Annotated in this window: 16 protein-coding genes; 5 read left to right on the top strand and 11 right to left on the bottom strand. The window is 56.4% G+C overall.

The window, feature by feature from the left end; translation table 11 throughout:
- Window positions 1-29: 29 nt before the first annotated feature.
- Both rocF and FHW66_RS07355 read right to left on the bottom strand, forming a co-directional pair.
- Window positions 30-938: an arginase gene (gene rocF / locus FHW66_RS07360; protein ID WP_183379129.1), complete on the bottom strand. Its 909-nt coding sequence runs from the start codon at window positions 936-938 to the stop codon at window positions 30-32.
- Entirely contained in the window at window positions 935-2,008 is a 1,074-nt protein-coding gene (locus FHW66_RS07355; RefSeq protein WP_183379128.1) for an ornithine cyclodeaminase, read from the bottom strand. The genes rocF and FHW66_RS07355 overlap by 4 nt, the downstream gene beginning before the upstream one ends.
- 141 nt (window positions 2,009-2,149) lie before the next feature.
- Here FHW66_RS07355 and FHW66_RS07350 point away from each other — a divergent pair, with 141 nt between their 5' ends.
- A complete protein-coding gene (locus tag FHW66_RS07350; RefSeq protein ID WP_183379127.1) occupies window positions 2,150-2,629 on the top strand; it encodes an Lrp/AsnC family transcriptional regulator in 480 nt (159 codons plus the stop codon).
- A gap of 9 nt (window positions 2,630-2,638) precedes the next feature.
- Here the strand turns inward: FHW66_RS07350 and FHW66_RS07345 are convergent, their stop codons facing one another.
- Window positions 2,639-3,277: a tRNA-uridine aminocarboxypropyltransferase gene (locus FHW66_RS07345; RefSeq protein ID WP_183379126.1), complete on the bottom strand. Its 639-nt coding sequence runs from the start codon at window positions 3,275-3,277 to the stop codon at window positions 2,639-2,641.
- 281 nt (window positions 3,278-3,558) lie between these two features.
- On the opposite strand from FHW66_RS07345, the gene FHW66_RS07340 reads away from it, so the two are divergent.
- From FHW66_RS07340 to FHW66_RS07325, 4 genes are read left to right on the top strand one after another with little or no spacing between them, the layout of a single operon-like run.
- A complete protein-coding gene (locus FHW66_RS07340; protein WP_183379125.1) occupies window positions 3,559-3,960 on the top strand; it encodes an SxtJ family membrane protein in 402 nt (133 codons plus the stop codon).
- 8 nt (window positions 3,961-3,968) lie between these two features.
- Window positions 3,969-4,118 (top strand): DUF5989 family protein, encoded by a 150-nt coding sequence (locus FHW66_RS07335; RefSeq protein WP_183379124.1) that lies wholly within the window; start codon window positions 3,969-3,971, stop codon window positions 4,116-4,118.
- A 1-nt stretch (window position 4,119) separates the two neighbouring features.
- Window positions 4,120-5,958, top strand: a complete 1,839-nt coding sequence (locus tag FHW66_RS07330) for a carbamoyltransferase (protein ID WP_183379123.1) — start codon at window positions 4,120-4,122, stop codon at window positions 5,956-5,958.
- Window positions 5,958-7,091: a hypothetical protein gene (locus FHW66_RS07325; RefSeq protein WP_183379122.1), complete on the top strand. Its 1,134-nt coding sequence runs from the start codon at window positions 5,958-5,960 to the stop codon at window positions 7,089-7,091. The genes FHW66_RS07330 and FHW66_RS07325 overlap by 1 nt, the downstream gene beginning before the upstream one ends.
- Window positions 7,092-7,186: 95 nt before the next feature.
- Here FHW66_RS07325 and FHW66_RS07320 read toward each other — a convergent pair whose 3' ends face one another.
- From FHW66_RS07320 to FHW66_RS07285, 8 genes are all read right to left on the bottom strand, one after another.
- Window positions 7,187-8,116 carry a CysB family HTH-type transcriptional regulator gene (locus FHW66_RS07320; RefSeq protein ID WP_183379121.1) on the bottom strand — a complete coding sequence of 310 codons (930 nt, stop codon included), beginning with the start codon at window positions 8,114-8,116 and terminating at the stop codon, window positions 7,187-7,189.
- A 49-nt stretch (window positions 8,117-8,165) separates the two neighbouring features.
- On the bottom strand, window positions 8,166-9,236 hold the full coding sequence (locus FHW66_RS07315; protein WP_183379120.1) for a sulfate/molybdate ABC transporter ATP-binding protein: 1,071 nt from the start codon (window positions 9,234-9,236) through the stop codon (window positions 8,166-8,168).
- A 3-nt stretch (window positions 9,237-9,239) separates the two neighbouring features.
- Window positions 9,240-10,172, bottom strand: coding sequence for a sulfate ABC transporter permease subunit CysW (gene cysW, locus FHW66_RS07310; protein WP_255458863.1), 933 nt, complete (start codon window positions 10,170-10,172; stop codon window positions 9,240-9,242).
- A 1-nt stretch (window position 10,173) separates the two neighbouring features.
- Entirely contained in the window at window positions 10,174-11,043 is an 870-nt protein-coding gene (gene cysT, locus FHW66_RS07305; protein ID WP_183379119.1) for a sulfate ABC transporter permease subunit CysT, read from the bottom strand.
- A gap of 221 nt (window positions 11,044-11,264) precedes the next feature.
- The gene (locus FHW66_RS07300) at window positions 11,265-11,840 is read right to left on the bottom strand and encodes an alpha/beta hydrolase (protein WP_183379118.1); all 576 of its coding nucleotides are present in this window, start codon (window positions 11,838-11,840) and stop codon (window positions 11,265-11,267) included.
- A 1-nt stretch (window position 11,841) separates the two neighbouring features.
- Complete coding sequence (locus FHW66_RS07295; RefSeq protein ID WP_183379117.1) at window positions 11,842-12,696, bottom strand: EAL domain-containing protein; 855 nt, start codon at window positions 12,694-12,696, stop codon at window positions 11,842-11,844.
- Between the two features lie 26 nt (window positions 12,697-12,722).
- Complete coding sequence (locus FHW66_RS07290) at window positions 12,723-12,938, bottom strand: molybdopterin-binding protein (protein ID WP_183379116.1); 216 nt, start codon at window positions 12,936-12,938, stop codon at window positions 12,723-12,725.
- A gap of 52 nt (window positions 12,939-12,990) precedes the next feature.
- Entirely contained in the window at window positions 12,991-13,836 is an 846-nt protein-coding gene (locus tag FHW66_RS07285; RefSeq protein WP_183379358.1) for an ATP-binding cassette domain-containing protein, read from the bottom strand.
- Between the last annotated feature and the right edge of the window lie 17 nt (window positions 13,837-13,853).

Here is a 13,853-nt window from a genome sequence, read left to right as displayed (position 1 = left end):
TCCTTTCAAAGCATTGTTTGATTATCTCTTCAGCGTATCAACGTCGACTTCCCAAACAGGCTCTCCACCAATTCCACCACCAGCTCTGCCGTCTGATTGCGCACGTCACAGGCAGGATTGAGCTCCATGATGTCGAGCGAGGCCAGACGTCCGGTATCGGCAATCATCTCCATGCAGAGCTGCGTTTCGCGATAGGTTGGACCGCCCGGTACCGCCGTGCCCACACCGGGCGCCACCGCCGGGTCCAGAAAATCAATATCGAAGCTGACATGCAGATGGGTGTCGGCATCGATGCCAGCCAGTGCCTGTTCCATCGTCACGCGCATGCCATGCTCGTCGATGTGACGCATGTCAAACACTTGCAGGCCTAGTTCACGTAGATGCTGCTTTTCTTCCCGGTCAACGCTGCGGATGCCGATCTGGCGAATCGCATCGGGAAGCAGCGCCGGCGTTTTGCCACCGATACCGGTGAGCGCAGCCGGCCCGATGCCGAGTAGCGAGGTGACCGGCATGCCGTGAATATTGCCGGTTGGTGTCGAGGTGTGGGTATTGGCGTCAGCATGCGCATCCAGCCACAGCACCAGCAACTTCTTTCCGTGCTGGCGACAGTGTTGGGCAATGGCGCTGATGGAACCGATGGCGAGCGCATGATCACCACCCATCAGGATCGGCAACTGATGTTCTTGCAAACTGGCCTGCACGGCAGCATGGATCTGTACGTTCCAGGCCACTACTTCGGGCAGATGGCGAAAGCCATCCACTGGTGGCAGCTGGGGGTTGGCCGGGCCGTTGACATCACCGCTGTCGATCACGCGCAAGCCGTGTTCCTGTAATGCCTGCTGCAGTCCTGCCACGCGTAGGGCTTCTGGCCCCATGGAGGCACCACGGCGGCTGGCACCGATGTCGGTGGGCGCGCCGATGAGTCGAATTGTCTTCATTCCACTTCCTTGATCAAAGAAACCAGTTCCGGTATCCGCACTGCCGGGCTGTGCGGCGCAATCGCACCGTACAGATTTTTGGGGTCGGTCAGTTGCGGGATGAGGCCAATCACCTGCGCATAGTCGGAGAGATGGGTATCGAGATAACGCAAGGCAGAAAAATCTTCCAGCGCAAAACCCACTGAATCAAACACCGTCACTTCCGCATCACTGCCGCGCCCCGTGGCTTGCCCATGCAACACTTGCCATAACTCGGTGACGGCAAAATCTGCCGGCATTTGCTGCAATTCTCCTTCAATACGCGACTGCGGCTCAAACTCTACCACCACCCTTGCCTGCGCCAGAATCGCCGGATGCAACTCGGTCTTGCCGGGGCAATCTCCTCCGACGGCATTGAAGTGCATGCCGGGCGCGACCATCTCTGGCGTCACAATGAGCGCGTTGCGTTTGTCGGCGGTCACCGTGGTGACAATATCTGCGCCCTGCACCGCCTCGGCGACGCTGGCAGCACGTCGCACGGTGAGCTGGGCATAGGCTCGCAGATTGGCACATAGCTTGTCGGTCGCGGCTGGGTCGACATCAAAGACACGGATTTCATCTATCCCCAGCAGGCAGTGAAAGGCGATTGCCTGGAATTCACTCTGTGCGCCATTGCCGATCAAGGCCATGACCCGGCTTCCCTTGCGCGCCATGGCACGCGCTGCCAGTAGCGAGGTCGCCGCAGTGCGCAAGGCAGTCGTGATGGTGAGCTCGCTGAGCAGCCGTGGATATCCAGTCTCTACATCGGCCAGTACACCGAACGCGGTCACGGTCAGCAAGCCTGCTGCGGTATTGGCGGGATGGCCGTTGACGTATTTAAAGCTGTACAGCTGACCGTCCGAAATAGGCATCAGCTCAATCACGCCAATCTTGCTATGGCTGGCCAGACGGGCTGTTTTGTCAAAGGCGTGCCAGCGCAGGTAGTCGGATTCGATATAGCCAGCAATCGCGTCGATGACTTGCGGTACCGGATGATGGCGCAGAAACGCTTGCAATTCCTGCGTACCGATGTAGTGAACGAGGCTCTTCATGATAGGAGGCAGCAAGGTTTCCGCAGCTGCCTTGGCAGTGGTAACGAAGAAATTTTACTGAATATTTATAGAAATATGCTTTCGTTATCATGCGATTTATTCTATTAAAATGCAGTTTTATTTCATATTTAAAGAAATCACATGGATAAAATCGACATCAAGATCATTGAACTGTTGCAACAGGATGGGCGCATGAGCAATGTCGAATTGTCCGAGCGCATCCATCTGTCGGCACCGCAATGTCTGCGCCGGGTGCGCATGCTGGAAGAGCAGGGTGTGATCCGGCGCTATGCAGCGCTGGTGGCGCCCTCTTCTGTGGGCTTGGAGGTGACTGCCTACGTTGCCCTGTCGCTGGATCGGGCGCAGTTCAAGCAGGTGCGGGAAGTCGAGCAGGTGATCAAGGCATTTACGGAGATCATTGAATGTCACACCATTTCGGGGGACTTCGACTATCTGCTGAAGGTGGTCGCCTGTGATCTGAAGGGCCTGTCGCACTTCCTCACGGATCGGTTGATGCAGGTACCGGGCGTGGCTGGCCTGCGATCGATGATTTGCATGGAGGAAGTCAAACCGGTGTCGGGCTTGCCGCTAGATCTGCAAGCGCAGTTGGATAAGGGATAAGGTTCGTGCTCAATCTGGTGAGCCGGAAGCATAAGCAGCCTGCTGCCCGACAAAACCATCAAACGCCTGCAGCAGCGGCAGATAACGCTCCTTCTCCTGTCCCTGCTCTAGTTGTGCCAATGCATGACAGCTTGCCTCCAGCGTCGACAATTGATCCGGCCGATGCGCTTTGCGAATGCGGTAGTGCGACGGCGGCGGATTTTGTAGGGATAGGCGTGGCAATTGCTGCAGCATCGGGTTGAGATACAGCATTTTGCGACTCTTGCGCCAGGTCGCATCCAGGATCACCAATCTGAGTCGCTGCTGCGCGGGCACCATCACCGGCGGTGAGGCAGTTTGCCCGGTTTCCGGATATAGCAATACAGGCTGAACTCGCTCGACTGGCTGATCTGCACCGGGCCAGACACCAAACAGCAGGTCCTGCAATTGCGCCACATCGAATTGTTCACCAACCACCAGTTGACTGCCCTGCAGACTCAGTTGTAGCAATCTTCCACTGCCTTTTGCCTGTTTCACTTCCAGCGGATGCTGCAAGACCAGTACCTGATGGTGTGGCGTGACAGGACAAATCCACTGACAAATGCAGGCCGACTGTGGTCGCTGACAGCGTTCACAACTGGCACGCCGGGCGCTGGAGGTGAGCGGCATGGAAGAATGTCCTTTCTTTTACTGCGATCTGCAATAGTGGGCGGGCCGCAGTATAACGCGCGATGCGGTCTGAACTGCTGCTTGCCGTGACTCGATAACCTCCTGCGCAGTTTTGGGACGTTGGTAAAAATCCTGACACAATACTCAAAATATATCGCAAATAATTGATTTTTAAACAACAAAATCTTCTAGTTTAATTTCAAATTATTTCCTGTATCGATATACTGCTGACAACTTCCGAAGCAACTTCGTGTGACGGCATACCAGGATAATTTTTGTTGATGCAACCCTTCTTCCCTCTCTCTTCGGAGCGCAAATTTGGTTTGATGTTTGCCGTGCTGTTCGCCTGGCTTGGCCTGCGTGCGGCGCATCATCATCGTCCGGGCGTGTTGCCCTTGCTGATACTGGCACTGCTGTTCTTGCTGGCGGCGCTGCTGTTGCCAAGGGTGCTTGCGCCGTTGACCAAGGCCTGGTTTCTGCTGGGTAACGTGATGGGTAAAATTGTCAGCCCGGTGGTATTGGGAGCGATTTTCTTCCTGTGCATTACGCCTGTGGGCCTGTTTCAGCGGCTGTTGGGACGCGACTCCTTAAAAATGCGCGCCAATAGCCGCAAGGTAGCGAGCTACTGGATTGATCGCACGCCTCCGGGCCCTGATGCTTCTTCTTTCAAAAACCAATTTTAAGGCGGTCCATGTCTTTCCTGTCCGAACTGTGGTCGTTTCTGCGCAAGCGTAAAAAACTGTGGCTGTTGCCAATGATTGTGGTGATGGTGTTGCTGGGGGCCTTGCTGATTTTTGCGCAGACCTCGATCCTCGCACCGTTCATCTATACGCTGTTCTGATATGAAGATTCTTGGCATTTCCGCCTTCTATCACGATGCGGCAGCTTGTCTGGTGGTCGATGGCGAGATCGTTGCTGCAGCCCAGGAAGAGCGGTTTACACGCAAGAAGCATGATCAGGACTTCCCGGTGCAGGCGATTGCCTATTGCCTGGAGCAGGCTGGCTGCCTGCCTGCGGAGATTGATCATGTGGTCTTCTACGACAAGCCTTTCCTGAAATTTGAACGGCTGCTGGAAACCTATCTCGCCTTTGCTCCCCGTGGCTTTGTGTCGTTTGCCAAAGCGCTGCCGGTGTGGCTCAAGGACAAACTGTTTCAGAAACGGGCGATCGAGGATGCGCTCAAAGCCTTGTGGGGCAAGGATTTTGATTGTGCCAGCCGCTTGCTGTTCTCGGAACACCATCTGAGCCATGCCGCCAGCGCCTTCTTCCCTTCCCCCTTTGAGGAAGCGGCCGTATTGACCATGGATGGCGTCGGTGAATGGACCACGACTTCGCTGGCCATTGGCCGTGGTAACAAGCTGGAAGTGCACAAGGAAATCCACTTCCCGCATTCGCTGGGGCTGTTGTATTCAGCCATGACCTATTACCTCGGCTTCAAGGTCAATTCGGGTGAGTACAAGGTGATGGGACTAGCACCCTATGGCACGCCGAAATATGCCGCGCTGATCCGCGAGCATCTGCTTGATATCAAGGAAGATGGTTCCTTTGCGCTGGATATGCAGTATTTCAATTACTGCACCGGCCTGACCATGACCAATGCACGTTTTGACCAACTGTTTGGCGCGCCGCCGCGCAAGCCTGAATCGCCTTTGACACAGCGCGAGATGGATCTGGCAGCGTCGTTGCAGGCGGTGACCGAGGAAGTGGTGATCGGTCTGGCGCGTGGTATTGCGAAATCGACCGGGATGAAGAACCTGTGTCTGGCCGGTGGCGTAGCGCTCAATTGCGTGGCCAATGGCAAGCTGCTGCGGGAAAAGATTTTTGACCATATCTGGATTCAACCTGCCGCCGGTGATGCCGGCGGTGCCGTCGGTGCTGCGCTGTCTGCCTATTACATGGTGCATGACAAGCCTCGCCAGGTGACGCCGGGACGTGATGCCATGCATGGCTCCTATCTCGGTCCCAGCTATACCCAGGACGACATTGAGCGCCGCCTGCAGGCTGCCGGTGCGCGCTTCACGACGCTTAGCGACGATGAGACCATCAATGCTGCGGCACAGGGTCTGGCAGAAGGAAAGGCGCTCGGCTGGCATCAGGGACGGATGGAGTTTGGGCCACGGGCGCTAGGCGGCCGCTCGATTCTGGGCGACCCGCGCTCGCCGGAGATGCAGAAGCTGCTCAATTTAAAGGTGAAGTATCGTGAATCCTTCCGTCCGTTTGCACCCAGCGTATTGCGTGAGGATGTGGCGGACTGGTTCGATATCGACACCGATAGTCCCTATATGCTGCTGGTGGCCGACGTCACGGCATCAAAGCGGATAGCGATGACAGATGAAGAGCAGCAACTGTTCGGGATCGACAAACTCAATGTGCCACGCTCGACCGTGCCGGCCGTCACGCATGTAGACTATTCGGCGCGTATCCAGACGGTGCATGCCGATACCAATCCGCGCTATGCGGCGTTGATTCGCCGCTTCAAGGCGCTCACCGGTTGCCCGGTGGTGGTCAATACTTCCTTCAATGTGCGCGGTGAGCCGATTGTGTCGACACCCGAGGATGCCTTCCGCTGCTTTATGGGGTCCGAGATCGAGATGCTGGTCGTGGGTAACTGTTTGCTGCACAAACATGAGCAGGACCCTGGCCTCAAGCAAAGCTACGAAGGCGCTTACGAACTGGATTGATGATGACGAAGAAAACCTGGGGCGTGCTGTCTGCCGCCATCGCGCTGGTGGCAGCGATAGTTGCTGGCGCGCTGAGCCTGCATGAAAAAAACGTCAGCCTGATGTTGTGGTCGCTTGGCCTGCTCTGGCTGGCGATGACCATTGGCTTGACGCGTGGACGCAATGTGTTTCTGTTTCTGACCTCACTGACAGTCTCGCTGGCCATTGCCGAAACAGTATTGACGGTGTTCAGCCCGATCAAGGTGGAAACCCATTTTGATCCGACGTCCGGCTTCGTCAACGACTTCTGGTTCAAGTCGGATATCGGTCCGCAGCCGCGTCCGGGCCAACACACGGCGCGCTCGCTCGATGACAAGGACAACGTGGTCTATGACGTCATCTACTCGATTGGCACCGATGGCTTCCGGATCACACCGGGCAAGGTGGCGCTAGATGGCAGAAAACATCTGCATATCAATTTCTTTGGCTGTTCCTTTACCTTCGGCGAAGGCTTGCAGGATAACCAGTCCCTGCCCTATTTTGCGCAGCAGGATGGCAAGGATGTCGAGGTCAAAAATTATGGTGTCAGTGGCTATGGCGTGCATCAGGCGCTGGCAATCATGCAGAGTGATCGCAAGCCGACCGGTGAGATCAACTTCCTGCTGACGGCACCGTGGCATGCCGATCGTTCGGCCTGCATCCCAAGTTATGCAGCAGGTACGCCGCGTTACCGGCTTGCCCCCAATGGCGAGTTGGTGCGTGATGGTTTCTGTGGCGGCAATGCCATTACCAAGCGCTCGGCACTGGTGGCGTCTCTGAAGACACTGCTGCATTATGGCGGCACGCAGGACCAGCAAATTGCCTTATATCTGGCCATCATCAAGCAGATGCAGGCGATCTCGCAGGCTCGTGGCCAGAGTTTTGTGATCGGGTTTATCAAGGCGGATCAGGATTTCTTCCAAGGGACCAACTGGTCAAACGAAAAAATCATGGATACCTTGCGTCAGGATGGTATCAAGGTGATCGATATGACCTTGGCGCCGACCAGCGAGCAAACACCGATGATGTATTTCCTCAGCCCGCTGGACAAGCATCCTTCGATGCAGGCCAACAAGGCGCGTGCGGATTTGCTGCTGCGGACATTGCCGCACTGACGCTGGCAATGCCGGGATGAATAGCCTGAATGCAAACGGCCCTCACTATGTGAGGGCCGTTTTACAGGGATTGCTTCACGCCGCTGACGACAACATCAAACCTGTTCGTTCAATGCCGCAATGATGTCACCACGTTTGAGCGATGGTGCAAACTGCAGAATGAAATCATAAGTGTAGGCCCTGAGATAAGCACCGCGACGCACCGCAAGTCGCGTGATGTTGGGCGCAAAAAGATGAGACGCTTCAATGGCTTGCAAGCCGTGATGCTTGCCCTGTTCAACCGCCATTGAGGCGATGATCCCGACACCCAGACCGAGCGCTGCATATTGCTGGATCACGTCTGAATCCATGGCGGTGAGGACGATATCCTTGTCGATACCGGCATCGCGGAACGCTGCGTCAATGTGACCACGACCGGTGAAGCCGACATCGTACGTAATCAATGAATGCTCGGCCAGATCGTCCAGCGTCAGTGAACGCGACAGGCTCAATAGCGAATGGCCCTGCGGTACCACCACCGCGTGGCTCCAGGTATAGCAAGGGAAAGACACCAGATCCTTGAACTGGCTCAGACCTTCGGTCGCAATGCCAACATCGGCCTTGCCGGAGATCACCCACTCGGCAATATGCTCTGGCGCACTTTGCTGCAAGGCGATACGTACCTGCGGGAAGCTGCTGCGGAAGGCTTGCACCACCTGTGGCAGCACATAACGGGCCTGCGTATGGGTAGTGGCAATGCTGAGCGTACCACTTTGCTCACCGGCGTATTCCTGACTCGCGTGGCGCAGGTTCTCGGCTTCCAGCAGCAAGCGTTCGATGATGTGCAAAATGCCTTTACCCGGTTCGGTCAGGCCGATCAGTCGCTTGCCGTTGCGTTCAAAAATCTCGACCCCGAGCTCATCTTCGAGCTCGCGAATCTGCCGACTCACACCTGGTTGAGAAGTGAACAGCACATTGGCGACTTCCGTCAGATTGAAGCCGCAGCGAGCAGCTTCACGGATGGAGCGCAATTGTTGAAAATTCATGATCGTTGTCCTGCTTCTATTCTAGTGTTGTAGCGGATTGACTGAGATGTCACGCAGCCGGCTTATCGACAAAAACCTGGAGGCGACGTGGTCGCAGCACCAGGGTTTCGCCCTCTTTCAGGTTCAGTTCACGAAAGCGCTCATGCGAGATGACGGCTTCAATGAGGCCTTTCTCGTCCTGACGTTCCAGCTCCAGCTGCGCCAGCGGGCCGATCGCATGCGCCCGCTGCAAGGTCGCGACAATGCCATCGGCACCGGCGGCATAACGCTCGACTTCGAGATCATGGGGCCGCACGTAGGCAACGCCCTTCTCGTCCTGTGCGCGGGCATGTTCGGGAGCCTCGAAACTGACCGTACCGGTATCCAGTACGCCCTCATGCACGCGGCCATGGAACAGATTCACATTGCCCAGGAAGCTGTAGACGAACGGTGAAGCCGGCTGGTTATAGACCTCGGCCGGGGCGCCAATCTGCTCGACATTACCCTTGTTCATCAGCACGATCTGATCGGCCACTTCCAGCGCCTCTTCCTGATCATGGGTGACGAAGATGCTGGTCACATGCAGCTCGTCATGCAGACGGCGCAACCAGCGGCGCAGCTCCTTACGGACCTTGGCATCGAGTGCACCGAATGGTTCGTCGAGCAGCAGCACACGCGGCTCAACTGCCAATGCCCGGGCCAGCGCAATACGCTGACGCTGACCACCGGAGAGTTGCGGCGGGTAGCGATCCGCCAGCCAGTCCAGCTGTACCAGCTCCAGCAATCGTGTGACCTTGTCGCGAATCTGCGCTTCCGATGGCCGCTGACTGCGTGGTTTAACGCGCAGACCGAAGGCAATATTTTCAAACACGGTCATATGCTTGAACAAGGCGTAATGCTGGAACACAAAGCCGACCTGACGTTCGCGAACATGGCGCGACGACGCATCCTCACCATCGAGCAATACCTGTCCGGCATCGGGCGACTCCAGACCGGCGATGATGCGCAGCAAGGTTGTTTTGCCACAGCCAGATGGCCCCAGCAAGGCGGTCAATTCCCCGGCAGGGAAATTGAGCGACACATTGTTGAGGGCAACAAAATTGCCAAAACCTTTATGGATATTCTTGACTTCGATGCTCATGCCTTACTCCTGATGCGGCTGGTTAGTCGCCGACTGTGCCGATAGCTGCTGATGCAAGCGCCATTCGATAAAACTCTTGATGGCCAGTGTCACCAAGGCCAGTGAGGCCAAGAGCGAAGCCACTGCGAATGCGCCGACGATATTGAATTCGTTGTAGAGAATTTCGACCTGCAAGGGGATGGTATTGGTCTCGCCGCGGATATGTCCCGACACCACCGAGACGGCACCAAACTCACCCATGGCACGGGCGTTACAGAGAATCACGCCATACAGCAAGCCCCATTTAATGTTAGGCAAGGTGACATGCCAGAACGTCTTCCAGCCGGAAGCACCGAGTACCAGTGCGGCCTCTTCTTCTTCACTGCCCTGCGACTGCATCAACGGGATCAGTTCGCGTGCGACAAACGGGAAGGTGACAAACACGGTCGCCAGCACAATGCCGGGTACCGCAAACAGGATCTTGATATCGTGCTCGCGTAGCCAGGGGCCGAAGTAACCTTGCAGACCGAACAGCAATACATAGATCAAGCCGGAAATGACCGGCGAGACCGAGAACGGCAGATCAATCAGGGTCAGTAATATCTGCTTGCCCCGGAACTCGAACTTGGCAATGCTCCACGCGGCGGCGACACCAAACACCAGATTGAGCGGTACGGCAATGGCAGCCGTCAGCAAGGTCAGCTTGATGGCAGACCAGGCGTCGTCTTCCGTGATGGAAGCCACATAGACATCCCAGCCCTTGCGTAAGCCTTCATAGAAAACCGCGATCAGCGGAACAAACAGGAACAGGGTGAGGAACGCAAATGCGACCACTAGCAAGCTCACTCGAACCCACAACGGCTCTAGTGTGGCGGCGGGGGTTCGTGGACCGCGTTGTGCGGGGGCATGAATCGGTGGCGTCGATTGCGTCGGCACCGCAGCAATAACAGCGCTCATATCAGTCTTTCCCGGCGCGACCACGACGACGCGTCCAGGCCTGCAGCAAGTTAATACTCAGCAGGAGGACAAACGATACCACCAGCATTACCACCGCAATCGCGGTGGCACCGGCAGAGTCGTATTGCTCCAGCTTGGTGATGATGAATAGCGGCGTGATTTCGGAGACCATTGGCATATTGCCGGCAATGAAAACGACCGATCCGTATTCCCCTGTCGCGCGTGCAAACGAGAGCGCAAAACCGGTCAACAAAGCCGGCAGCACGGTCGGCAAGATCACACGCCAAAAAATTTGCAGCCTTGAGGCACCGAGACTGGCTGCAGCTTCCTCCAGCTCGCGCTCAGCATCCTCAAGCACCGGTTGTACCGTGCGCACAACGAATGGCAAGCCAATAAAGGTCAGCGCCACCAGCACGCCGAGCGGGGTGAAGGCAACCTTGATACCGAGTGGTTCGAGATACCGGCCGATCCAGCCATTGCTCGAATACAGGGTGGTCAGCGCAATACCCGCCACGGCGGTGGGCAAGGCGAAGGGCAAATCGACCAGCGCATCAATGATGCGCTTACCTGGGAATTGATAACGCACCAGCACCCACGACACGATGCCGCCGAAGACTACATTCAGGAGCGCCGCCAGCAGCGATGCGCCAAATGTGAGGCGATACGAAGCGACCACCCGTGGCGAGGTGACCACGGCGACGAAGTCCACCCAGGTCATGGTGAAGGTCTTGAGGAAGATTGCCGATAGCGGGATCAGCACAATCAGCGTCAGATAAAACAAGGTGAACCCGAGTGACAGCCTGAAGCCCGGCAAGACGCGAAAAGGCGTCTTTCTGGCAGGGATCACGGGTGCAGCGAGCGATACAGTCACTTTCAACTTTCCTTCAGTTCTGTCATGGCAGCCGGTTGGGATTGCTTTGTTAGCCTTATCTATCAGGCTTGTTTAGGCGTTCTTATTACAAATACGACTAACGGGAGTCGATATTCGCATCGCGATGTTATAAAACGAAGTAACTTTTTGGAATGTTCATAGATGTATATGGAATAAGCATCTAGAAATTTGCCTAACCCAGCGCCTCAAAAATGCTATGTTCAGGTGATGCGCTGTAGTAAATCCAGCAACAGGCATTGACCTTCGATCCAGTCTCCCAGACCCGACTCGGCATTGATGTGACCCAAGGCACCCGCCTGCACAAAGTCACTGCCCCACTGCCCGGCCCAGTATCTGGCGCGACTGGCCGTCATCCAGGGATCGTTGCTGCTGCCGACCACCAGCGAGGGGAACGGCAGCGTGGTCTGCACTTCTGGCACTACCTTGAACTTTTCCGGGTCGGCTGGTGCCACCAGCAGTGCCGCCGCAATCAAGCCGTCATCCTGCTGCAATTTGGCCAGATGCGCTGTGGTCAGACAGCCAAAGCTGTGCGCCACAATGATGGCTGGTTGACCACTGGTATGCAGTACCTGTTGCAGGCGCTGCGACCAGACGGGTAGCGCCGGTGTGTCCCAGTCGTCTTGCACCACTCTCTCAAAGGCTGGATACAAACGCTCCCAGCGCGATTGCCAGTGCGCCGGTTCACTGCCATACAAACCCGGCAGCACGAGCACCCGGTAATCGGCCAGACTGCGGCCTTGATTGACCACGATGGGCTTGGTCTGCACGGCTGGCATGTCAGGCTACCTTGTTGTGGGTGAGTGCACTGCCACTGTTTTCGGTAGTGGCCAGCGTTGAGCCGGGCATATCCCAAATATAGCCTTGCCCATATACTGTCTGCCCGAGCACTGCGCTGAGTTCGGTCAGTAGTTGTGCCACCTGCGGATTTTCCACGCGCTTGAACACAATCTGCACGCCGCTGGTGGCGGCCTTGATCAAGAGACGTTCGATATCAGCCGGATAAGTAATTTCACGGGCATCGACCTTGATCATGTCAGGTCGAACCTTGTCCAGCAGGAACAGCGCATCGCGCGCATCGACGGCACCGACGCCCAGCTTGAAGCCATTGCGACGGTAATTATCGAGTACGTAATTGAGTAACCAGCCCTGACTTTGCGTGACCACGGGCATCTGCAGCACAATATTGTCGTGCGGCAGCTCCAGCAGATTCAAGAGTCGCCGGAAGGCAATCCCGTGATTGCTATCCACCGCTGCCAAAAGACGCGCATGCACGCTGAGATGCAGTTTGCTCTGGTCTTCTATCTGACGATAGAAATTGACCGCGTGCAAGACCCGGCACAGCCGATCCAGCGCCACCGATTCATCATCGCTGGCGGCCTGATCCAGCAATCGCCAGAGATGCAGACCAGTATCGTCCTGCGAATAACTACGGGCAAAGCCTTCATGGGCCACGACAGTCGCGGGTGTTTCGGTCCCACTGGCGACCACCCGAATCGGCTGGAATGCGGAGGTGAGCGTCGTATTGAAATACTTCCCCTGCGCCCTTCCCTGCGCATCCAGCCATACCCTGGACTCCTCCTTGACGGTGTCGTTAAGGCGAGCAAGATATTTTTCCAGGGCTGGATACTTCATAGGTACTCCTGAGAAACTGATCGTGATTACAGTTTGGCGATCGATACTTCAGTCGCCTTGACCAGCGCCACCACTTCACTGCCAACCACCAGACCCAGATCCTTGACGGAACGTGTGGTGATGACGGAGGTGACGATACCGGCCGGGGTTTCAACATCGACTTCGGAGACGACCGAACCTTCGATGATGGTCTTCACTTTACCCTTGAATTGGTTACGAACGTTGATAGCTTGAATGGTCATGCTTGGCTCCTTGAGTCACTACGGTTGGAAAAAAATTTCAATCTTGTCTTGCCTAGACGGCCCACTGCACCTGACCGACGGTCTTTTGCAATGAGATATCGCCCAGTGTGCTGTCGAGTGCGATCGCCGGTTGCTGCAACACGCGCGCCAGAATGCTCGCCTCCAGATGCGCAAACTCGGGATTGCCGCGTGCCCGTGGGCGTGGCAAATTGATCGTCTGATCGAGGGTGATCTTGCCATCTTCAATCAGGACAACGCGGTCAGCCAGTGCAATCGCTTCCTGCACATCGTGAGTGACCAGCACTGCGGTAAAGCCACGTGCTTGCCAGAGTGACTCGATCAGTTGCTGCATTTCGATCCGGGTCAGCGCATCGAGCGCACCCAATGGTTCATCCAGCAGCAGCAATTCGGGTTCATGTACCAGCGCACGGGCCAATGCAACCCGTTGTCGCTGACCGCCTGACAGCACTGCCGGCCATTCGTTGGCACGTTCACTCAGGCCAACCTGGCTCAGCGTCTGTGCTGCCTTGCCCAGCGCGGTCTTGGGCAAGCCCAGCGCGACGTTTTGCAGCACGCGCTTCCAGGGCAGCAGACGCGAATCCTGAAACATGATGCGCGTTTGCGGCTCGGTCGTTGCTATACCTGCCTCGGTAAAAAGGAGCTCGCCAGCGCTAGCATGTTCCAGCTTGGCGATCAGGCGCAGCAAGGTACTCTTGCCGCAACCGCTACGGCCAACGATGGCGACAAATTCGCCCGGCTCTACCGTCAGACCGACTGACTTCAGCACGTCACGCTGGCCATACGTTTTGGACAGACCCTGCACAACCACGCGTACGCCGTTGGCATGGGCGCTGCTGGTCTGCTGTATCTGGCTGTTTTCTGCGAGATTGATCTGCATCATGCGGTCCTCATTGA

Source organism: Herbaspirillum sp. Sphag64 (assembly GCF_014192645.1).
GTDB lineage: Bacteria > Pseudomonadota > Gammaproteobacteria > Burkholderiales > Burkholderiaceae_D > Herbaspirillum.
The sequence above is the reverse complement of the archived record's forward strand: the minus strand, read 5'-3'. Positions and strand labels throughout refer to the sequence as shown.

Excerpts from the sequence above, each read along its gene's own strand:
- FHW66_RS07350 (WP_183379127.1), top strand. The coding sequence starts at position 2,150 with ATGGATAAAATCGACATCAAGATCATTGAACTGTTGCAACAGGATGGG.
- FHW66_RS07340 (WP_183379125.1), top strand. The coding sequence starts at position 3,559 with ATGCAACCCTTCTTCCCTCTCTCTTCGGAGCGCAAATTTGGTTTGATG.
- FHW66_RS07295 (WP_183379117.1), bottom strand. The coding sequence starts at position 12,696 with ATGAAGTATCCAGCCCTGGAAAAATATCTTGCTCGCCTTAACGACACC.
- FHW66_RS07285 (WP_183379358.1), bottom strand. The coding sequence starts at position 13,836 with ATGCAGATCAATCTCGCAGAAAACAGCCAGATACAGCAGACCAGCAGC.
- FHW66_RS07315 (WP_183379120.1), bottom strand. The coding sequence starts at position 9,236 with ATGAGCATCGAAGTCAAGAATATCCATAAAGGTTTTGGCAATTTTGTT.
- cysW (WP_255458863.1), bottom strand. The coding sequence starts at position 10,172 with ATGAGCGCTGTTATTGCTGCGGTGCCGACGCAATCGACGCCACCGATT.
- FHW66_RS07290 (WP_183379116.1), bottom strand. The coding sequence starts at position 12,938 with ATGACCATTCAAGCTATCAACGTTCGTAACCAATTCAAGGGTAAAGTG.
- FHW66_RS07325 (WP_183379122.1), top strand. The coding sequence starts at position 5,958 with ATGATGACGAAGAAAACCTGGGGCGTGCTGTCTGCCGCCATCGCGCTG.
- FHW66_RS07355 (WP_183379128.1), bottom strand. The coding sequence starts at position 2,008 with ATGAAGAGCCTCGTTCACTACATCGGTACGCAGGAATTGCAAGCGTTT.
- rocF (WP_183379129.1), bottom strand. The coding sequence starts at position 938 with ATGAAGACAATTCGACTCATCGGCGCGCCCACCGACATCGGTGCCAGC.
- FHW66_RS07320 (WP_183379121.1), bottom strand. The coding sequence starts at position 8,116 with ATGAATTTTCAACAATTGCGCTCCATCCGTGAAGCTGCTCGCTGCGGC.
- FHW66_RS07300 (WP_183379118.1), bottom strand. The coding sequence starts at position 11,840 with ATGCCAGCCGTGCAGACCAAGCCCATCGTGGTCAATCAAGGCCGCAGT.
- FHW66_RS07335 (WP_183379124.1), top strand. The coding sequence starts at position 3,969 with ATGTCTTTCCTGTCCGAACTGTGGTCGTTTCTGCGCAAGCGTAAAAAA.
- FHW66_RS07345 (WP_183379126.1), bottom strand. The coding sequence starts at position 3,277 with ATGCCGCTCACCTCCAGCGCCCGGCGTGCCAGTTGTGAACGCTGTCAG.
- FHW66_RS07330 (WP_183379123.1), top strand. The coding sequence starts at position 4,120 with ATGAAGATTCTTGGCATTTCCGCCTTCTATCACGATGCGGCAGCTTGT.